The sequence below is a fragment of the Streptomyces yaizuensis genome (assembly GCF_034961445.1).
Classification (GTDB): domain Bacteria; phylum Actinomycetota; class Actinomycetes; order Streptomycetales; family Streptomycetaceae; genus Streptomyces; species Streptomyces yaizuensis.
This window is the reverse complement of the sequence record NZ_BSBI01000022.1, coordinates 74,926-93,228: the sequence shown is the minus strand read 5'-3', so window position 1 is coordinate 93,228 and position 18,303 is coordinate 74,926. Positions and strand designations below refer to the sequence as shown.

The window sequence follows — 18,303 nt, the reverse complement described above, 5'->3', positions numbered from 1 at the left end:
CCGCCCCGCGCGGCGGACTCCCCGATACCCGGCGCCATCGGCGCGGAAACCGGCAGCGGCCCCGAAACCGGCCCCGGCACGGGTCCCGGAGCCAAGCCCGACCGGGCCGTGGTCCGCGACGCCCTCGGTGTCGGCGTGGCCGTCGGCCTCTCCGGCTTCGCCTTCGGGGTGACCGCGGCGGGCTCCGGGCTCAGCATCCTCCAGACCTGTCTGCTGAGCCTGCTGGTCTTCACCGGTGCCTCGCAGTTCGCCCTGGTCGGCGCGCTCGCGGCGGGCGGCAACCCCTTCACGGCCGCCGCCGGGGCCTTCTTCCTCGGCGTCCGCAACGCCTTCTACGGGCTGCGCCTGTCCCAGCTGCTCGCCCTGCCCCGCTTCCTGCGGCCGCTCGCCGCGCACTGGGTCATCGACGAGACCGCGGCCGTCGCCCTCGCCCAGCCCACCCGGCGGGCCGCACTCCTCGGCTTCACCGTCACCGGCGCGACGCTGTACGTCCTGTGGAACCTGACCACCCTCGCCGGAGCGGTCGGCGCCGAGGCCATCGGGGACACCCGGGCATGGGGCCTGGACGCCGCCGGACCCGCCGTCTTCCTCGCCCTCCTCGCCCCCATGCTGCGCACCGGCACGGAACGCGCGGCCGCCGCGCTCGCGGTCGTCCTCGTCCTCGGCGCCCTGCCCCTGCTCCCCGCCGGTGTCCCGGTACTGGTCGCCGCCCTCGCCGCACCCGCCGTCCTCTGGTTCACGGGCCGGGGCGCCGCGGACCCGCGCCCGCGGCCCACCGGGCCGGACACACCGCCGCCCACCGTGCCCACCGGCGGACAGCCGCCGCACACCACCGCACCCGGGGAGGACCGTTGAGCGTCTGGATCGCGATCGCCGCCACCGCCGTCGGCTGCTACCTCGTCAAACTGGCCGGCCTGCTGGTCCCCGCCCACACGCTGGAGCGCCCCGTCGTGCGGCGGCTGGCCGCGCTGCTGCCGGTCGCCCTGCTCGCGGCCCTCACCGCGCAGCAGACCTTCGCCACCGGCACCGCCCTGGTGCTCGACGCCCGCGCCGCCGGAATCGGCGCGGCGGCCCTCGCCCTGCTGCTGCGCGCCCCCTTCCTGGTCGTGGTCGCGGCGGCCGTCGCCGTCACGGCGGGGGTACGGGCGCTCGGCGGCTGACCGGGGCACCGCGCACCCGGTGACTCCGCCCCCGCCTTCGTGCCCGCTGCTCGTGACGTCCGCCCGGTGACCCGTACCGGCCGGATGTCCGGCGCGCTCGTCCGTCCGCACCCGGTACGCGGCGACCGGACGGCGGTCGCGGTCACGGCGCACCGGGCGTCCGCCGACATCGGCGGAGCGTCAGCCGACGACCCTCCCGTACGCCCGCAGCGTCCGCAGTGCCTCGATGGTCACGAGCGGCCGGGCCTCCAGCGCCGGCCCCGGTGCCCACTGCCGCCAGGTGACCGGCCAGCCGCCGTCCTCCTGCTGCGCGGCCGCCAGATGGTCGAGGGAGCGTTCGATCTCCTCCCCCGTGAACCAGCGCCGGGCCAGCGACCCGGGCGTGCGCGCGTAGTCGTACGGAAAGTGGTGCTCGCCCGGCGCATACCCCTCTGCGACCGGATGGTCCGCGATCCGGTCCGGGTCGAGCACGGCCATCCGCCGCTCCCGGACCTGTCTCCCCAGCCGGTCCGCCACCACCTCCGCGCGGACCCGGTCGGGCACCCCGTCCAGGAAGGCGACGGCGGCCTCGATCTCGTACGGGTGGGAGTCGGTCAGGGACTCCACCGCAGCCCAGCAGAAGTCCGTGGCCCGAAAGAGCCAGGCGTGCCAGACCTGATTGCGGTGGAGCACACCCACCACAGGACCGGTCGCCAGCAGCGACCCCGGCGGATCGTCCACCACCGGGACGAACGGAGCCGCCGGATAGCCCCCCTGGGACGGATGGACGGCGGGCAGCGCGCCCTCCCGGGTCGACACATCGGTGAAGTAACGGCAGACCCGCTCCACCCGCAGCCCGCCGCAACGGCCGATGGAGTCCAGCACGCGCAGCGCGTGCCCCGTGTGCAGGGGCTGGCTGACGGGACCCCGCAGATCGGGTTCCAGCCCGTGGCCGTAGCCCCCGTCGCTCCGGAGATACGCGGTCAGGGCGGCCTCGACGGGGTCCGCTTCCCCGCCCAGGAAGTGGTACGCGAAACGCCGCTGCTCCAGTACCCGTGCGGTGAGCCAGACGAACCGCTCCGCACGGGAGAGCGGTGACGAGGACGACGGGTCGGGGCCTGCTCCGGTTCCAGCCATGCCCCGACCGTAGGGCGGAAAGTGCTCCCGGCATACGGAACCGGCGATACCGCTACCCGGGGGCGGGATACTGGGGGCATGCGGTTGACGATTTTCTGGGAGCGCATGGCGGACCACTTCGGTGCCTCGTACGCGGACTCCTTCGCACGCGACCATGTGATGTCCGAGCTGGGCGGGCGTACCGTGCACGAGGCCCTGGACGCCGGCTGGGAGACCAGGGACGTCTGGCGCGCGGTCTGCGCAGCCGCAGGCGTTCCGGCGGACAAGCGGTGACCGCCGGGCACCCTCCCGGCGGCGCCCCGGACCCCCGGATCCCGGGGCGATTTTCCCGCCAGGCGCGCGGTACGCGACACTGACCCCGTGGCTCCGAAGACCGACGCACAGGACCCGGGCATCCCGGACGACACCGACAGAACCGGGGTGCCCCAGCAGGGCGCCGGCCCCGGTACGCCCCCGAAGGCCGGTCCGGACCGGGAGGCGCGGCCGCCGAGCGCCCCACCCCCTGACGGCACAGACGGCACGGGCGTCACGGGCGGTCCGGTCCGGATGCCCCGCTGGCTGCCGCGCGCGATGCTCCTCGCGCTCGCCCTCTACGCCTGCTTCCAACTCGGCAGCTGGGCCTTCCACCAGCTCATCGGCCTGCTGATCAACATCCTGATCGCGTTCTTCATCGCCCTGGCGATCGAGCCGGCCGTCGGCCGGATGGCCTCCCGGGGCATGCGCCGGGGGCTCGCGACCTTCCTCGTCTTCTTCGGGGTGCTGGCCGCCGCCGTCGGCTTCGTCGTCATGCTCGGCTCGATGCTCGCCGACCAGATCGTGACCATGGTCGAGGACTTCCCCAAGTACCTCGACTCGGTCATCAGCTGGATCAACCTGACCTTCAAGACCGAGCTGTCCCGGGTCGAGGTCCAGGACAGCGTGCTGCGCTCGGACTGGCTCCAGAACTACGTCGAGGACAGCGCGACCGGCGTCCTCGACGTCTCCGCCACCGTCCTCGGCGGGCTGTTCCGGCTGCTGACGATATTCCTCTTCTCGTTCTACTTCGCCGCCGACGGGCCCCGGCTGCGGCGGGGGATCTGCTCCGTCCTGCCGCCCGCCAAGCAGGCCGAGGTGCTGCGCGCCTGGGAGATCGCCGTCGACAAGACCGGCGGCTACATCTACTCGCGCGGCCTGATGGCGCTGATCTCCGGTGGCGCGCACTACATCCTGCTGGAGTCCCTGGGGGTGCCCTACGCCCCGGCGCTCGCCGTGTGGGTGGGGCTGGTCTCGCAGTTCATCCCGACCATCGGCACCTATCTGGCCGGTGCGCTGCCGATGCTGATCGCCTTCACCGTGAACCCCTGGTACGCGGTCTGGGTGCTCTGCTTCGTCGTGATCTACCAGCAGTTCGAGAACTACGTGCTCCAGCCCAAGCTGACCGCCAGGACCGTGGACATCCACCCGGCGGTGGCCTTCGGCTCGGTCATCGCGGGTACGGCCCTGATGGGCGCGGTCGGCGCGCTGATCGCGATTCCGGCGGTCGCCACCCTCCAGGCGTTCCTGGGCGCCTACGTGCGGCGGTACGACGTCACGGACGACCCCCGGGTCCACGGCCACCGGCAGCGGGAGCGCGGCCGGCTGATGGGGCGGGCCCGGGGCACCCTGGCGAAGGGGCGGACCGTGCTCGCCCGGGGCCGCTCGGGGCAGGGGTCCGCCTGACTGACCCGCGCCCCGCGCGCCGAGACCGCGGAGCCCCCGTCCACCCGACCGTGGACGGGGGCTCTTCCGTGTGACGGACCGGTGTGACGGACGTTACGGAGACCGCGCCGAGCGCCGGTGTCCGGAGGGTCGGCGGGCCGACGGTCCGGACGTCTGGGCGGGGTGATTTGTAGGCATATAGATAATTTTGATGGGGTGCGGAGAGGGTGGCGAGTCTGCTTGACAGCAAAATCGAACATCTATTCTCATGGGTGATGCGGCACCCGGCTACCGCAGGGTTTTCCACAGGCCGGCAGGGACGCCGGGCCCATTGTCAGTGGCAGGGGTTAGCGTCTTTGACGTGAAGCGATCGACACAAGCAAATCGGGTGGAACCCATGGCAGGAACCGACCGCGAGAAGGCGCTCGACGCCGCGCTCGCACAGATTGAACGGCAATTCGGCAAGGGCGCAGTGATGCGCATGGGCGACCGGCCCAACGATCCCATCGAGGTGATCCCCACCGGCTCGACCGCGCTCGACATCGCGCTCGGCGTCGGTGGCCTGCCGCGCGGCCGTGTGGTGGAGGTCTACGGCCCCGAGTCCTCCGGCAAGACGACCCTGACCCTGCACGCCGTGGCCAACGCGCAGCGGGCGGGCGGCCAGGTCGCCTTCGTGGACGCCGAGCACGCGCTCGACCCCGAGTACGCGAAGAAGCTGGGCGTCGACATCGACAACCTGATCCTGTCCCAGCCGGACAACGGCGAGCAGGCGCTGGAGATCGTCGACATGCTGGTCCGCTCCGGCGCACTCGACCTCATCGTGATCGACTCCGTCGCGGCGCTGGTGCCCCGGGCGGAGATCGAGGGCGAGATGGGCGACTCCCACGTGGGTCTCCAGGCCCGGCTGATGAGCCAGGCGCTGCGGAAGATCACCAGCGCGCTGAACCAGTCCAAGACGACCGCGATCTTCATCAACCAGCTCCGCGAGAAGATCGGCGTGATGTTCGGCTCGCCGGAAACCACGACCGGTGGCCGCGCGCTCAAGTTCTACGCCTCGGTCCGGATCGACATCCGCCGTATCGAGACCCTGAAGGACGGCACCGACGCGGTGGGCAACCGCACCCGCTGCAAGGTCGTGAAGAACAAGGTGGCGCCGCCCTTCAAGCAGGCCGAGTTCGACATCCTGTACGGCCAGGGCATCAGCCGCGAGGGCGGCCTGATCGACATGGGCGTGGAGCACGGCTTCGTCCGCAAGGCCGGCGCCTGGTACACGTACGAGGGCGACCAGCTCGGCCAGGGCAAGGAGAACGCCCGTAACTTCCTGAAGGACAATCCCGATCTCGCCGATGAGATCGAGAAGAAGATCAAGACCAAGCTGGGTGTCGGGATCCGCCCGGAGGCCGCGGCCGCCGAGCCGGGCCCGGACGCCGCAGGTGCCGCGCCCGCGTCCGCCGATGAGCCGGCCAAGGCCGTGGCGGCGCCCGCCGCCAAGTCCCGGGCGGCCAAGTCGGCGGCGGCCAAGAGCTAGGGTCCGCCATGCCGTTTGCAGCGGAGAGGCGGCCCCGGGGACAGGACGGCGGCTCCGACTCGTCGAGGGCCGATCGGCAGCCGCCGTCCCAGGACCCGGCCGAGCGGGCGCGGGCGATCTGCCTGCGCCTGCTCACCGGGACCCCGCGTACCCGGAAGCAGCTCGCCGACGCGCTCGACCGGCGGGGCATCCCCCCGGAGGTGGCCGAGGAGGTGCTGTCCCGCTTCGAGGAGGCGGGGCTGATCGACGACGCCGCGTTCGCGGGGGCCTGGGTGGAGTCACGGCATCACGGCCGGGGCCTCGCCCGCCGGGCGCTCGCCCGGGAGCTGCGGACCAAGGGGGTGGACGCGGCCCTGATCGACGACGCGATGGACCGGCTCGACCCCGAGCAGGAGGAGGAGACCGCGCGGGAGCTGGTCGCCCGCAAGCTGCGGTCGACCCGCGGGCTGGACCGCGACCGCCGGATACGCCGGCTCGCGGGGATGCTGGCCCGGAAGGGCTACGGGGAGGGAGTGGCGCTGCGGGTCGTGCGGCAGGCCCTGGAGGAGGAAGGCCTGGCGGAGGACCTGGAGGACGGGGACCTGGTGGGGCTGGACGAGGGGTACTGACCCCCGGGTCCCGCGCCGCCCCGCCCCGCCCCCGCCGGTCCTCGCCCCACCGGTCCTGACCGTCCCCGCCCGCGCGACCTCGTGTGCCGGCGGACGGGGCGCCATGTTCCCGTCCTTCCGTTCCTTCCGCGCCGCAGCCCCGGGAGGCCGGCGGCCGGAGGGGATCAGCCGTTCGTGACGGCCGTGGCGTCGGGAGCGTCGGTGGTGTCCGTGTTGTGCGTGGTGTGCACGGGCAGCCCCGCCGACCGCCACGCCTGGAAACCGCCGATCAGATCGGTCGCCCGGTGCAGGCCCAGCCGGCGGAGGGATTCCGCCGCGAGAGAGGAGGCGTAACCCTCGTTGCAGACGACGACGATCCGCAGATCATGGCCGACCGCCTCCGGAAGACGGTGGCTGCCCCGCGGGTCCAGCCGCCACTCCAGCTCATTGCGCTCCACGACCAGTGCGCCGGGGATCAGACCGTCCCGGTCGCGCAGGGCCGCGTAGCGGATGTCCACCAGCACGGCGCCGTCGGCCGCCTCCCGGCGGGCCTGCTCCGGGCCCACCCGGTCCAGATCGGCGCGGACCTGCTCCAGCAGGTCGTCGATGCCGACGGGTACCGGTCCGGTCCCGTCGGGCTCTTTGCCGCCGGCGGGTGTGGTCGTGTCGCTCACTGCCAGTCCTCCGGGTGTTCGACCTGCTCCAGCCGGAGCACCGCGCCGGTCCGGCCGAACCGGCGGATCAGGGGCAGCGGCGGGTGGTAGGCGTGGACGGACACGGCGTGCTCGGTGGCGGACTCGTTGAGCACCTCGTGCACATGGTGGGTGCCGAAGGCCCGCCCCTGCCCCGTGGCCAGCCGGCGTTCCCGGTCCACCCCCTCGTGCAGTTCCAGGGCCCGCCAGCCGCCGGCCGGGAGCCGTACGGCGAGGGAACGCTCGGTCAGTTCGCCGTGCGCCGTGGCGAAGGCCCCGTGCGACTCGGCATGGTCGTGCCAGCCGGTGCCCGTCCCCGGCGGCCAGCCGATGAGCCATGCCTCGCTGCCGCCCGGCCCGTCCAGGCGTACCCAGGTCCGCTCCCCGGCGACCAGGGGGAGCGAGGCGATCAGGGCCCGGTCGGCGGCGGTGCGCCGGACGAAGTCGAGCAGTTCCGCCGGGGTGGGTGCCGGGGAGACGGCCGGATCGGGACGGGCCGTCACCGACCCGGAGTCACGCGATCCGGAGTCACCGGATCCGGAGCCGCCGACGGGATCGGCGGGAGGACCGGAGGGAGGATCGGTGGGAAGAAGAGGGGCGGCGGGGGGCGGCGCGGTGAGCAGCGCGGAGCGGGGTGGAGCCTGGGACATGGGAAACCGTCCTGGAAGTTCGCTGAGGGCGCGCGGGAGCCGGGCGGGAAGCGCGCGGCGGCGCGGGGAAAGAGGCGAATTCAGCAGGAGGGACGACACACGCAGCCCGCGTAACGGAGCAGATCCATATGGACCCTCCGCCACAGACGCACATCGGTGTCGGTCATACGGCGAGTATGACCAGGGCGCGGAGCCGGGTCAATTGACGTCCGCCGTACGGTCGCTGGAGGCGCTGGAGGCGGTGGAGGGCTCACCGCCCCGGACCGCGTCGGCCGCCGCGTACAGCTCCTCGGGCCGTACCCCGGCGAACGAGGCGACGAGATGACCGTCGGGGCGCACCAGCAGCACGGTGTGGGCGGCGGCGCCCGGATAGGCCTCGGCCACGAGCAGTTCGGCCCGTGCCGGGAGCGCGGCCACCGCTTCCGCCAGCCGGGGCATCAGCCCCGCGCTCTGCCAGTGGCGCCGGTCCCACACCCCCGTACCCGGGGCGACGAGCACCACCAGCAGCCGCCCCCGGCCCACCCGGTCCCACAGCCGCGCGCCGGACCCGTCCGGAGCGGTGATCCGTACGTCGGCGACCTGGGCCCCCAGGGCCGTCCCCAGGACGACCTGGGCGGGGGCGCACACGGGGCCGAGGGGGAAGTGGGGGTGCGCGGGGGGCGCGCCGAGCTGCCCCAGCCCCAGATGTCCGTCGGCGAGCAGGGTGGCCTGGCCCCGGCCCGCGCCCGGGAGGCGGCTGCGCAGGGCCCCGCCGCGTACCGAGAGGGCCTGGTCGGCGGCGCGCAGCCGGGCCGCGACGGCGGTGCGGCGCTCCGACTGGTAGCTGTCGAGGAGGGGTTCGGCGGCGCCCTGGTGCCAGTCGTGGGCGAGTTTCCACGCCAGGTTCTCGGCGTCCCGGAGCCCTTCGTCCAGCTCCTGGGTGCCGAGGGCGCCCAGCAGATGCGCGGCGTCGCCCGCGAGGAACGCCCGCCCCACCCGCCAGTCGCGGGCCAGCCGGTGGTGGACCGTGTGCACCCCGGTGTCGATCAGTTCGTACGGGGGAGTCTCGCCGCACCAGCCGGCCAGGGTCTCCCGGACCCGGGTCACCAGGACGTCCGGGGTGACGAGTTCCCCCTGCGGCGGCAGCAGCCAGTCGAGCCGCCACACGCCGTCGGGGAGCGGCCGGGCGGTGATCTCCTCGCCGCCGGAGCGCCACGGCGGCCGGCGGTGCAGCACGGCCTCGCCGGGCCAGGGCAGTTCGGCGCGGAGCGTGGCCACGGCGTGGCGCTCGACCGCCGTCCGGCCGGGGAAGCGGATGCCGAGGAGTTTGCGCACGGTGGAGCGTGCTCCGTCGCAGCCCACCACATGGCTGCCCCGCCACCAGGTGGCCCCGGGCCCCCGGGTGTGCACGGTGACCCCGGCGCCGTCCTGCTCCAGCGAGTCGACGTGGCTCCCGGTGACCAGTTTGATCAGATGCCGGCCCGCGACGGCCTCCCGCAGCCCGCGCGCCAGGGCGTCCTGCGGAAGGTGCAGGGGAGCGGAGACCACGGAAGCGGCGGAAGCGGCGGAGACAGGGGAAGCAGCGGAAGCGACGTCACGGGACCGTGCTTCCGTGGCGGACTCCGTCGGCGTCTGCGGGCCCGTCAGCTCGACCCGCCGTACCAGCTGTTTGCGCCGGTAGGAGCGCCAGGCGGTCCAGCGGACGCCCTCGTCACGGAGGGTGGTGCAGCCGAGCCGGTCCACCATGTGCGCGGTGTCGGGGCGGAGCACCACCGTACGGGCGGGGCGCGGCTCCTCCCGGCCGGTGGTCTCGTCGAGCAGCACGGAGGGGACGCCCTGTTGCGCGAGGGCGAGGGAGAGCGCGAGCCCCACCGGGCCCGCGCCGACGACGATCACCGGGTCCACAGCGGGACCCCCCGGCCTCGCGGGAAGGCGGTGGGCGGCCCGAACGGCAGCGTGGTGGCCCGGTGTGTGATCACAGAACGTATGCAACCGACTGGGGATGCCTGCGTCAAGTGACGGGAGGGTGGCATGGCGTGCACACGACCACCGGTTCCGCACCCCCGCTTCCCGGGGGGTGCGGGCAAGCAGGGAGGGGCGGTGGCACCGCCGTGCCACCGCCCCTCCCTGGTCTTTGGGGGCGCCCCGCCGTGCGGTCAGACGCCGCCGAGCTGCCCGTCGACGGCCTTGATGTCGACTACGGCGCCCGTGCCCTTCTTGCCCCGGCGGATCCGGCCTTCCAGCCAGCTCGCGAAGGAGGTGAGAAGGAAGTTGAGCAGGATGAAGATCAGCGCGATCACGGTGAGCGTGGCGATGGTGTTGGCGCCGTAGTTGGCCGTGATGGCCCGGTTCTGGTAGAGCAGTTCGGCGAAGCCGAGCATCGCCCCGCCCAGCGCGGTGTCCTTGACGATGACCACGAGCTGGCTGACCAGCGCCGGCAGCATCGCGGTGACCGCCTGCGGCAGCAGCACATGGGCCATCATCTGGCTCTTGCGCATGCCGATCGCCTTGGCGGCGTCCGTCTGCCCGTTCGGCAGAGAGAGGATGCCCGCCCGGACGATCTCGGCGATGACGGAGGCGTTGTACAGCACCAGGCCGGTGACCACCGCGTACATCGGCCGGATCTCCGACTCGATGGTGGTGAGTTCCGCGAAGGCGTTGTAGGCGAAGACCATGAGCAGCAGGACGGGGATGGCGCGGAAGAACTCGACCACCACGCCGACCGGCACCCGTATCCAGGCGTGCTCGGAGAGCCGGCCGATGCCGAGCACCGCACCGAGCGGCAGGGCGATCAGCATGGCGAGCCCGGCGGCCTTCAGGGTCTCCCAGAGGCCCGGCAGCAGGAAGGTGGTCCACACCTTGGAGTCCGTGACGAACGGACTCCACTTCTCCGACGCCAGCTGGTCCTTGTCGGCCATGGTGCCGAGCACCCACCATGCCGCGGCGGCCATGACCACCAGGAACAGCACGGTGTAGAGGATGTTGCGCCGCTTGGCCCGGGGGCCGGGGGCGTCGTACAGGACCGAGGTCATCGCTTCACCGCCACACGCTTGGACACCCAGCCGAGCAGCAGGCCCATCGGCAGGGTGAGAACGACGAAGCCGAAGGCGAAGACCGCGAAGACGGCGAAGAGCGCGTCGGCCTCGTTCTCGATCATGTCCTTCATCAGCAGCGCGGCCTCGGCCACACCGATCGCCGCGGCCACCGTCGTGTTCTTGGTGAGCGCGATCAGGACGTTCGCCAGCGGGGCGACGACCGCGCGGAACGCCTGGGGCAGGACTATGAGGGTCAGCACCTGGAAGAAGCCGAGCCCGAGCGCACGGGCGGCCTCGGCCTGGCCGACGGGGACCGTGTTGATGCCGGAGCGCAGTGCCTCGCAGACGAAGGTGCCGGTGTAGGCGACCAGGCCGAGGACGGCCATCCGGAAGCCGATGTCCTCGAACCGGTCGGCCCCGAGGGAGAACCCCAGGGTCTGGTTGAGGCCGATGGAGCAGCCGACGATGACCACGGTCAGCGGGGTGTTGCGCACCACGTTGACATAGCCGGTGCCGAAGGCCCGCAGCAGGGGGACGGGGCCGACCCGCATGGCGACCAGGGCCGTTCCCCAGACGAGGGAGCCGATGGCCGAGTAGAGGGCGAGCTGGGTCGTCACCCAGAACGCGCCGAGCAGGTCGTACTGCCCGGAATCAAGGAAGTCGAACACGATGACCCGCGATCTCTCCTGGTTGGATCGTGGCGCGTGCCACCGGCCGGGGCCGGTGGCACGTCACCGCTGGCCTCAGCTGGTCTCGGTGATCTCCGGGGCGGGCTCGTACGCGTAGTTGGCCGCGCCGAAGTTCTTCTTGACGAACTTGTCCCAGGAGCCGTCCTTCTTCATCTTCTCCAGGGCCTTGTTGATCTTGTCGCGAAGCTCCTTGTCGCCCTTCTTGAGGCCGATGCCGTAGGGCTCGTCGCTCATCTTCAGGCCGACCAGCTTGAACTTGCCCTGGTGCTCCTTCTGCGCGGCGTAGCCGGCCAGGATGGAGTCATCGGTGGTCAGGGCGTCGACGGCCTTGTTCTCCAGGCCGGTCAGGCACTCCGAGTAGCCGCCGAACGGCTGGAGGTCGGCCTTGGGAGCCAGCTTGTCCTTGACGTTCTGCGCCGAGGTGGAGCCGGTCACCGAGCACAGCTTCTTGCTGTTGAGGTCCTCGACCTTCTTGATGCCGGCGTCGTCGTCGGCACGGACCAGCAGGTCCTGGTGGGCCAGGAAGTACGGACCGGCGAAGTCGACCTCGGCCTTCCGCTTGTCGTTGATCGTGTAGCTCGCGGCGACGAACTTGACGTCACCGTTGCGGATCAGCGTCTCGCGGTTGGCGCTGGGCGCCTGCTTCCACTCGATGTTCTTGGCGTCGTAGCCGAGTTCCTTGGCGACATACGTGGCGACATCGACGTCGAAGCCGGTGTACTCGCCGTCCGCCGTCTTCAGGCCGACACCGGGCTGGTCGAACTTGATACCGATGGTGATCTTGCCGTCGTCGCTGCCGGAGCCGCCACCGCACGCGGTGAGCGTCAGGGAGAGGGCCAGACCCGTGGCGAGCGCCAGCGATGCCTTGCGGAGCTTCATGGAGAACATCCCTTGTGTCGTGATTCGGTCGGTCGTCAGTGGTGCAGGATCTTCGAGAGGAAGTCCTTCGCGCGGTCGCTGCGCGGGTTGTTGAAGAACTCCTCGGGCGTGGCCTCTTCGACGATCCTGCCGTCGGCCATGAAGACCACCCGGTTGGCGGCGGAGCGGGCGAAGCCCATCTCGTGGGTGACGACCACCATCGTCATCCCGTCCCGTGCCAGCTGCTGCATGACTTCCAGCACCTCGTTGATCATCTCCGGGTCGAGCGCCGACGTGGGCTCGTCGAAGAGGATGACCTTGGGGTCCATGGCCAACGCACGGGCGATCGCCACACGTTGCTGCTGGCCACCGGAGAGCTGGGCCGGGTACTTGTCGCACTGGGAGCCGACACCGACACGGTCGAGCAGCTTGCGCGCGTGCTGCTCGGCGGCGGCCTTCTCCTTGCGCCGGACCTTGACCTGGCCCAGCATCACGTTCTCCAGCACGGTCCTGTGCGCGAAGAGGTTGAACGACTGGAACACCATGCCGACGTCGGCGCGGAGCCTGGCCAGCTCCTTGCCCTCCTGGGGCAGCGGCTTCCCGTCGATCGAGATCTCGCCGGAGTCGATCGTCTCCAGACGGTTGATGGTGCGGCACAGCGTGGACTTGCCGGACCCGGAGGGGCCGATGACGACCACGACCTCGCCGCGCTCGATGGTCAGATCGATGTTCTGGAGGACATGCAGCGCGCCGAAGTGTTTGTTCACCCCGCTCAGCACGACCAGGTCACCCGCTGCCGCTACGGCGTCCTCCGGGCCCCCGGTCTTCGCTACTCCGCTCATCGGCTTCTCGCTCCATCCTCCATCGGTTGGGAGGACAGTAGTGAGGGGTTGTGACGAGCGTCATTACATCTGAGCGGAAATTGAGCATAACGATATGGCTTCGGATGGCCACGATGCGTGATGAGGGTGACGAATGGCGTACCGGGTGGATAACGGAAGACGTCCCCCGGCCGACAACCTCTTGACTGATTGGCGGAGAATCGGCCTTGATGCCCTGTGCGCATGACGACCGTGCGACGGGCCGCACACTGGAGGGGGCCCGGCGCGGCGCCGCACACTGGACCGGAGCCGCGCACACCGGACCTCGGGCCCGGACCACCGGAGCCGGGGGCCGGACCGGCCGCCGACCACGTACGACCGACCACTGACCGGAATACGCGACACCCGCGACACCTGAGACACCCGCGATACTCGTGGCACTCGCGATGCTCACGACACGCACGACACGCACGAGATTCGCGGAACGCGCGACACCGAACGACCCGAGGGGGGCCATGAGACTGCTGCTCGTCGAGGACGACGACCATGTCGCGGCCGCCCTGTCGGCCGTGCTCGCCCGGCACGGCTTCCAGGTCGTCCACGCCCGCAACGGCGGTGAGGCACTGCACGCCGTCCTGCCCGCCTCGCACCCCGGCCGGCCGCCCTTCGGGGTGATCCTGCTCGACCTCGGCCTGCCCGACCAGGACGGCTACCAGGTCTGCGGACGGCTCCGGAAGATCACCACCACCCCGGTCATCATGGTCACCGCCCGCTCCGACGTGCGCTCCCGCATCCACGGCCTCAACCTGGGCGCCGACGACTACGTCGTCAAGCCCTACGACACCGGCGAACTGCTCGCCCGCATCCACGCCGTGGCCCGGCGCACCCCCGCCGGGGACGACCCGGCGGCCGCCTCCGACCAGGGCCTGCGGCTGGGCTCCATGACCATCGAACTGCTCACCCGCCGGGTGAGCGTCGACGGCGACGAAGTGCAGCTGACCCGCAAGGAGTTCGACCTGCTCGCGCTGCTCGCCCAGCGGCCCGGCGTCGTCTTCCGCCGGGAACAGATCATCAGCGAGGTCTGGCACACCAGCTGGGAGGGGACCGGCCGCACCCTGGAGGTCCACGTGGCCTCGCTGCGCTCCAAACTCCGGATGCCCGCGCTGATCGAGACCGTACGCGGGGTCGGCTACCGGCTCGTCGCACCGGCCGGCTGACGGATCCTGTGCGTACCCGACTCCTCCCGCTCCTCATCATCCTGCTCGCGGGCATCCTGCTGGCACTCGGCTTCCCGCTCGCGGTCAGCCTCGCCGCCGCCCAGCAGCAGCGGGTCGTCGTCGACCGGATCGACGACACCGTCCGCTTCGCCGCCCTCGCCCAGTTCGTCGCCGGACCCGAGGAGCCGGGGGAACGCCAGGCCCTGCTCCAGGGGCAGCTCCACCGGTACTGGGAGACCTACCGGATCAGGGTCGGTGTCTTCGAACGCGACCGGACCCCCATGCACCGCTCGCCCGCGGGCTGGTCGCTGCCCGACGCCGGGGAGGGCGCCGACGCCTTCGACGAGGCCCGGTCCGGACGGCGCAGCCAGGACCCGCCGCAGGTGTGGCCCTGGCAGACCGGCAGCCGCCTCGTCGTCGCCTCACCGGTCGTTCGCGACGGGGACGTCGTCGCCGTCGTCTACACCGACTCGCCCACCGACCGGCTGCGCGCCCGGATCCTGGAGGGCTGGCTGCTGATCGCCGCCGGGGAGGCCGCCGCCATGCTGGTCGCCGTGGCCGCCGCCTTCCGCCTCACCGGCTGGGTGCTGCGGCCCGTCCGCGTCCTCGACGCGGCCACCCACGACATCGCGACCGGACGGATGAACTCCAGGGTCGCGGCCGCCGGCGGGCCACCCGAACTGCGCCGCCTGGCCCGCTCCTTCAACGAGATGGCCGACAACGTCGAAATGGTGCTGGAACAACAGCGCGCGTTCGTCGCCGACGCCTCCCACCAGCTCCGCAACCCGCTCGCCGCCCTGCTGCTGCGCATCGAACTCCTCGCCCTCGAACTCCCCGAGGGCAACGAGGAGATCGCCTCCGTCCGCACCGAGGGCAAACGGCTCGCCCGGGTCCTCGACGACCTCCTCGACCTCGCCCTGGCCGAGCACGCGGCGGCCACGCTCCAGCTCACCGACATCGGCGCACTCGCCGCCGAGCGGGTCGGATCATGGCGCCCGGTCGCCGAGGAGAAGGGCGTGCGCCTGTCCGGGCCCGACACTGCCGTGACCGCCTGGTGCGACCCGATCGGCCTCTCCAGCGCCCTCGACGCGGTGATCGACAACGCCCTCAAGTTCACCCCCGGCGGCGAGGAGGTCACCGTGACCGTGTCCTCCCGCGGCGACCACTGCACCCTGGTGATCGCCGACCGGGGACCCGGACTCACCGACGACGAACTGCTCCGCGTCGGGGACCGCTTCTGGCGCAGCGGACGCCACCAGAACGTCAAGGGGTCGGGACTGGGCCTGTCGATCTCCCGGGCGCTGCTCTCGGCGGGCGGCGGGACGATCGCGTACGACCATCACCGGCCACGCGGCCTGAAAGTGACCGTCACCGTTCCCCGGACGGCCGCCCGGCCCGCCGTGGGCATCCCGGCAGGAACTGAGGGTCAGGGCTTCACGGAGGTGTAGTAGCGCTGGGCGCCCTCGTGCAGCGCCAGCGGGGCGGTGTAGATCGCGGTCCGCAGATCGACCCCCTGCGCCGGATGCACCATCTGGCCGATCTCGTCACGGCTGCGGATCACCGTCCGGGTCAGGCCCTCGACCATCCCCTCGTCCATGGTGTCCGTGGTCACCAGCAGATTGGCGACGGCCATCGTCGGCACCGGCTCCCGGCTGTCGATGTTCCGGTACGCGTCCGCCGGGATCACCGCCTGCCGGTAGTGGCTGGTCGCCTCGGAGCTGCGGTGGACCTCCTCCACCAGGGCCGCGGGCAGCGGCACCAGCCGGATCTCCATCGCCCGGGAGAGGTCCTCCACGGCCCCGGTCGGCAGGCCGCCCGACCAGAAGAACGCGTCCACGGCCTTCTTCTCCATCAGGCCGGGGGCCGTGTCTATCCCGGCGGGGACCCGGGTGACGTCGGTGTCCGGGTCCAGACCGGCCGCCTGGAGCAGCCGCTCCGCCACCAGCCGCACGCCCGACCCCTCCGGGCCGATGCCCACCTTGCGGCCGCGCAGGTCCGCGACGCTCCGCACCGGCGAGTCCTCGGCCACCACCAGCTGCACGTAGTCGTCGTAGAGCCGGGCACAGCCGCGCAGCCCGGCCGCGCCCGGCTCGCCCTTCTGGCGGTACTTGACGACGGCGTCGGCGGTGGCGATGGCGAAGTCCGCCCCGCCGCCCGCGACGCGGGCGAGATTCTCCTGCGACCCGGCGCTGTTCTCCAGCACCACGTCCACCTCGGGCAGATCGTGCGCCAGCTCGGTCCGCAGCAGCTCCCCGTAGCGGTCGTAGACCCCGTTGCGCAGACCGGTGCTGATCCTGACGTCGCCGCGGGGGCCCGGCTCACCGAGGGGGAACAGCCACCACAGCAGCAGACCGGACACCACCAACAGCGCCGCGGCGGCCTGCGCGGCCCGGCGGCGGCTGAGACGGGAGACGGCCTGGAACATACGGGCGATCCTGCCAGGCCACTCCCCGCGCTGGCCAGAAAGTGCCCCGGGGAGGCCAAACCGTGATGGACCCCCGCCGACGGCCCGTGCGCCGCCGCCCCCACCGGCCCCGCACGAGTCGCCCCCACCGGCCCCCGCGCGAGCCGCCCCCTCCGGCCCCCGCGCGCATCGGCGCACACCCCCGCGCGGAGCACGTTCCCGCAGCTCGCGGCCGCTCCCGCCGGCCATCGCCGGGCAGGTGGGCGGAGCTGTCCCCGCCACCGCCTACCCTTGTTCCATGACCAGCAGCGACCGGAGCCAGGCAGTGGACGTTCAGCGCAGTTACGAGATCCGCACCTACGGATGCCAGATGAACGTCCATGACTCCGAGCGGTTGTCCGGGCTGCTGGAGGACGCCGGCTACGTCCGCGCCCCCGCGGGCTCCGACGGCGACGCCGACGTCGTCGTCTTCAACACCTGCGCCGTCCGGGAGAACGCGGACAACAAGCTCTACGGCAACCTCGGCCGCCTCGCCCCGATGAAGACCCGGCGCCCCGGCATGCAGATCGCCGTCGGCGGCTGCCTGGCGCAGAAGGACCGGGACACCATCGTCGGCCGCGCCCCCTGGGTCGACGTCGTCTTCGGTACGCACAACATCGGCAAGCTGCCGGTGCTGCTGGAGCGCGCCCGGGTCCAGGAAGAGGCGCAGGTCGAGATCGCGGAGTCGCTGGAGGCGTTCCCGTCCACCCTGCCGACCCGGCGGGAGTCCGCGTACGCCGCCTGGGTGTCGATCTCCGTCGGCTGCAACAACACCTGCACCTTCTGCATCGTGCCCGCCCTGCGCGGCAAGGAGAAGGACCGCCGCCCCGGCGACATCCTCGCCGAGATCGAGGCCCTGGTCGGCGAGGGCGTCTCCGAGATCACCCTGCTCGGGCAGAACGTCAACGCGTACGGCTCGGACATCGGCGACCGCGAGGCCTTCAGCAAGCTGCTGCGCGCCTGCGGCCGGATCGAGGGCCTGGAGCGGGTCCGCTTCACCTCGCCGCACCCCCGGGACTTCACCGACGACGTGATCGCCGCCATGGCCGAGACGCCGAACGTGATGCCGCAGCTGCACATGCCCCTCCAGTCCGGCTCGGACACCGTGCTGCGGGCCATGCGCCGGTCCTACCGGCAGGAGAAGTTCCTCGGGATCATCCACAAGGTGCGCGAGGCGATCCCGCACGCCGCCATCTCCACCGACATCATCGTGGGCTTCCCCGGCGAGACCGAGGAGGACTTCGAGCAGACGCTGCACACGGTCCGCGAGGCCCGCTTCGCCAACGCCTTCACCTTCCAGTACTCCAAGCGCCCCGGCACCCCCGCCGCGACCATGGAGGGCCAGATCCCCAAGGCGGTCGTCCAGGCCCGCTACGAGCGGCTGGTGGCGCTCCAGGAGGAGATCTCCTGGGACGAGAACAAGAAGCAGGTCGGCCGGGTCCTGGAGGTCATGGTCGCCGAGGGCGAGGGCCGCAAGGACGACGCCACCCACCGGCTCTCCGGCCGCGCCCCCGACAACCGGCTCGTGCACTTCACCAAGCCGGACCAGGAAGTGCGCCCCGGGGACACCGTCACCGTGGAGATCACCTACGCCGCTCCGCACCATCTGCTCGCCGAGGGCCCGGTGACGTCCGTGCGCCGCACCCGCGCGGGCGACGCCTGGCAGAAGCGCCAGGAGGGGCGGGCGGCGAAGCCGGCGGGCGTGCTGCTCGGACTGCCGAAGATCGGCGTCCCGGAGCCGCTGCCGGCGGCGTCCGCGCCCGCCTGCGGCCTGGGCTGACCCGTCCGATCCCGCGGACGTCACGGGCGTCCGCGGGCGTGCGCGCTCCGGTACGGGTCGTTACGGGGGCC

The 18,303-nt window shown here is 72.1% G+C and carries 18 protein-coding genes and 1 pseudogene; 9 read left to right on the top strand and 10 right to left on the bottom strand.

Annotated features, from left to right (window positions below; genetic code table 11):
- The first annotated feature begins 36 nt into the window (after window positions 1-36).
- Both SYYSPA8_RS35805 and SYYSPA8_RS35800 read left to right on the top strand, forming a co-directional pair.
- Entirely contained in the window at window positions 37-855 is an 819-nt protein-coding gene (locus tag SYYSPA8_RS35805; RefSeq protein ID WP_323451659.1) for an AzlC family ABC transporter permease, read from the top strand.
- Window positions 852-1,160 (top strand): AzlD domain-containing protein, encoded by a 309-nt coding sequence (locus SYYSPA8_RS35800; protein ID WP_323451640.1) that lies wholly within the window; start codon window positions 852-854, stop codon window positions 1,158-1,160. Before SYYSPA8_RS35805 ends, SYYSPA8_RS35800 begins: the two co-directional genes overlap by 4 nt.
- Window positions 1,161-1,340: 180 nt before the next feature.
- Here SYYSPA8_RS35800 and SYYSPA8_RS35795 read toward each other — a convergent pair whose 3' ends face one another.
- The gene (locus tag SYYSPA8_RS35795) at window positions 1,341-2,276 is read right to left on the bottom strand and encodes a hypothetical protein (RefSeq protein WP_323451639.1); all 936 of its coding nucleotides are present in this window, start codon (window positions 2,274-2,276) and stop codon (window positions 1,341-1,343) included.
- A gap of 78 nt (window positions 2,277-2,354) precedes the next feature.
- Between SYYSPA8_RS35795 and SYYSPA8_RS35790 the strand changes: the two genes are divergently transcribed.
- The 4 genes and pseudogenes from SYYSPA8_RS35790 to recX all read left to right on the top strand — a co-directional run.
- The gene (locus tag SYYSPA8_RS35790) at window positions 2,355-2,549 is read left to right on the top strand and encodes a DUF3046 domain-containing protein (RefSeq protein WP_323451638.1); all 195 of its coding nucleotides are present in this window, start codon (window positions 2,355-2,357) and stop codon (window positions 2,547-2,549) included.
- A gap of 273 nt (window positions 2,550-2,822) precedes the next feature.
- Window positions 2,823-3,974 carry an AI-2E family transporter gene (locus SYYSPA8_RS35785; RefSeq protein WP_323451658.1) on the top strand — a complete coding sequence of 384 codons (1,152 nt, stop codon included), beginning with the start codon at window positions 2,823-2,825 and terminating at the stop codon, window positions 3,972-3,974.
- Between the two features lie 367 nt (window positions 3,975-4,341).
- A complete protein-coding gene (gene recA / locus SYYSPA8_RS35780) occupies window positions 4,342-5,481 on the top strand; it encodes a recombinase RecA (protein ID WP_323451637.1) in 1,140 nt (379 codons plus the stop codon).
- Window positions 5,451-6,089: pseudogene (gene recX / locus SYYSPA8_RS35775) on the top strand (recombination regulator RecX); the annotation flags it as partial. The gene recA and the pseudogene recX, both read left to right, overlap by 31 nt.
- Before the next feature lie 164 nt (window positions 6,090-6,253).
- On the opposite strand, the gene SYYSPA8_RS35770 reads toward recX, so the two are convergent.
- The 8 genes from SYYSPA8_RS35770 to SYYSPA8_RS35735 all read right to left on the bottom strand — a co-directional run bounded on the left by SYYSPA8_RS35770 (window position 6,254) and on the right by SYYSPA8_RS35735 (window position 12,813).
- Window positions 6,254-6,742: a rhodanese-like domain-containing protein gene (locus tag SYYSPA8_RS35770; RefSeq protein WP_323451636.1), complete on the bottom strand. Its 489-nt coding sequence runs from the start codon at window positions 6,740-6,742 to the stop codon at window positions 6,254-6,256.
- Window positions 6,739-7,410: a cupin domain-containing protein gene (locus SYYSPA8_RS35765; protein ID WP_323451635.1), complete on the bottom strand. Its 672-nt coding sequence runs from the start codon at window positions 7,408-7,410 to the stop codon at window positions 6,739-6,741. Before SYYSPA8_RS35765 ends, SYYSPA8_RS35770 begins: the two co-directional genes overlap by 4 nt.
- Window positions 7,411-7,490: 80 nt before the next feature.
- A complete protein-coding gene (locus SYYSPA8_RS35760) occupies window positions 7,491-7,577 on the bottom strand; it encodes a putative leader peptide (RefSeq protein ID WP_311307652.1) in 87 nt (28 codons plus the stop codon).
- A 31-nt stretch (window positions 7,578-7,608) separates the two neighbouring features.
- Window positions 7,609-9,294: an FAD-dependent monooxygenase gene (locus SYYSPA8_RS35755; RefSeq protein WP_323451634.1), complete on the bottom strand. Its 1,686-nt coding sequence runs from the start codon at window positions 9,292-9,294 to the stop codon at window positions 7,609-7,611.
- 251 nt (window positions 9,295-9,545) lie between these two features.
- Complete coding sequence (locus tag SYYSPA8_RS35750) at window positions 9,546-10,421, bottom strand: amino acid ABC transporter permease (RefSeq protein WP_323451633.1); 876 nt, start codon at window positions 10,419-10,421, stop codon at window positions 9,546-9,548.
- On the bottom strand, window positions 10,418-11,092 hold the full coding sequence (locus SYYSPA8_RS35745) for an amino acid ABC transporter permease (protein ID WP_323451632.1): 675 nt from the start codon (window positions 11,090-11,092) through the stop codon (window positions 10,418-10,420). The genes SYYSPA8_RS35750 and SYYSPA8_RS35745 overlap by 4 nt, the downstream gene beginning before the upstream one ends.
- A gap of 75 nt (window positions 11,093-11,167) precedes the next feature.
- Window positions 11,168-11,992: a glutamate ABC transporter substrate-binding protein gene (locus SYYSPA8_RS35740; RefSeq protein ID WP_323451631.1), complete on the bottom strand. Its 825-nt coding sequence runs from the start codon at window positions 11,990-11,992 to the stop codon at window positions 11,168-11,170.
- Between the two features lie 35 nt (window positions 11,993-12,027).
- A complete protein-coding gene (locus SYYSPA8_RS35735) occupies window positions 12,028-12,813 on the bottom strand; it encodes an amino acid ABC transporter ATP-binding protein (RefSeq protein WP_323451630.1) in 786 nt (261 codons plus the stop codon).
- Between the two features lie 494 nt (window positions 12,814-13,307).
- Here SYYSPA8_RS35735 and SYYSPA8_RS35730 point away from each other — a divergent pair, with 494 nt between their 5' ends.
- Complete coding sequence (locus tag SYYSPA8_RS35730) at window positions 13,308-14,009, top strand: response regulator transcription factor (protein WP_323451629.1); 702 nt, start codon at window positions 13,308-13,310, stop codon at window positions 14,007-14,009.
- 8 nt (window positions 14,010-14,017) lie between these two features.
- On the top strand, window positions 14,018-15,457 hold the full coding sequence (locus tag SYYSPA8_RS35725) for a sensor histidine kinase (protein WP_323451628.1): 1,440 nt from the start codon (window positions 14,018-14,020) through the stop codon (window positions 15,455-15,457).
- Here SYYSPA8_RS35725 and SYYSPA8_RS35720 read toward each other — a convergent pair.
- Window positions 15,436-16,434 carry a TAXI family TRAP transporter solute-binding subunit gene (locus SYYSPA8_RS35720; protein ID WP_323451627.1) on the bottom strand — a complete coding sequence of 333 codons (999 nt, stop codon included), beginning with the start codon at window positions 16,432-16,434 and terminating at the stop codon, window positions 15,436-15,438. The genes SYYSPA8_RS35725 and SYYSPA8_RS35720 overlap by 22 nt on opposite strands.
- Before the next feature lie 277 nt (window positions 16,435-16,711).
- Here SYYSPA8_RS35720 and miaB point away from each other — a divergent pair, with 277 nt between their 5' ends.
- Entirely contained in the window at window positions 16,712-18,232 is a 1,521-nt protein-coding gene (miaB, locus tag SYYSPA8_RS35715; RefSeq protein WP_323451626.1) for a tRNA (N6-isopentenyl adenosine(37)-C2)-methylthiotransferase MiaB, read from the top strand.
- The last annotated feature ends 71 nt before the right edge of the window (window positions 18,233-18,303 follow it).

What these genes read in the sequence shown, in the direction of transcription:
- SYYSPA8_RS35765 (WP_323451635.1), bottom strand. Translation starts at nt 7,410, where the DNA reads ATGTCCCAGGCTCCACCCCGCTCCGCGCTGCTCACCGCGCCGCCCCCC.
- SYYSPA8_RS35760 (WP_311307652.1), bottom strand. Translation starts at nt 7,577, where the DNA reads ATGACCGACACCGATGTGCGTCTGTGGCGGAGGGTCCATATGGATCTG.
- SYYSPA8_RS35750 (WP_323451633.1), bottom strand. Translation starts at nt 10,421, where the DNA reads ATGACCTCGGTCCTGTACGACGCCCCCGGCCCCCGGGCCAAGCGGCGC.
- SYYSPA8_RS35740 (WP_323451631.1), bottom strand. Translation starts at nt 11,992, where the DNA reads ATGAAGCTCCGCAAGGCATCGCTGGCGCTCGCCACGGGTCTGGCCCTC.
- miaB (WP_323451626.1), top strand. Translation starts at nt 16,712, where the DNA reads ATGACCAGCAGCGACCGGAGCCAGGCAGTGGACGTTCAGCGCAGTTAC.
- SYYSPA8_RS35795 (WP_323451639.1), bottom strand. Translation starts at nt 2,276, where the DNA reads ATGGCTGGAACCGGAGCAGGCCCCGACCCGTCGTCCTCGTCACCGCTC.
- SYYSPA8_RS35720 (WP_323451627.1), bottom strand. Translation starts at nt 16,434, where the DNA reads ATGTTCCAGGCCGTCTCCCGTCTCAGCCGCCGCCGGGCCGCGCAGGCC.
- SYYSPA8_RS35735 (WP_323451630.1), bottom strand. Translation starts at nt 12,813, where the DNA reads ATGAGCGGAGTAGCGAAGACCGGGGGCCCGGAGGACGCCGTAGCGGCA.
- SYYSPA8_RS35790 (WP_323451638.1), top strand. Translation starts at nt 2,355, where the DNA reads ATGCGGTTGACGATTTTCTGGGAGCGCATGGCGGACCACTTCGGTGCC.
- SYYSPA8_RS35785 (WP_323451658.1), top strand. Translation starts at nt 2,823, where the DNA reads ATGCCCCGCTGGCTGCCGCGCGCGATGCTCCTCGCGCTCGCCCTCTAC.
- SYYSPA8_RS35730 (WP_323451629.1), top strand. Translation starts at nt 13,308, where the DNA reads ATGAGACTGCTGCTCGTCGAGGACGACGACCATGTCGCGGCCGCCCTG.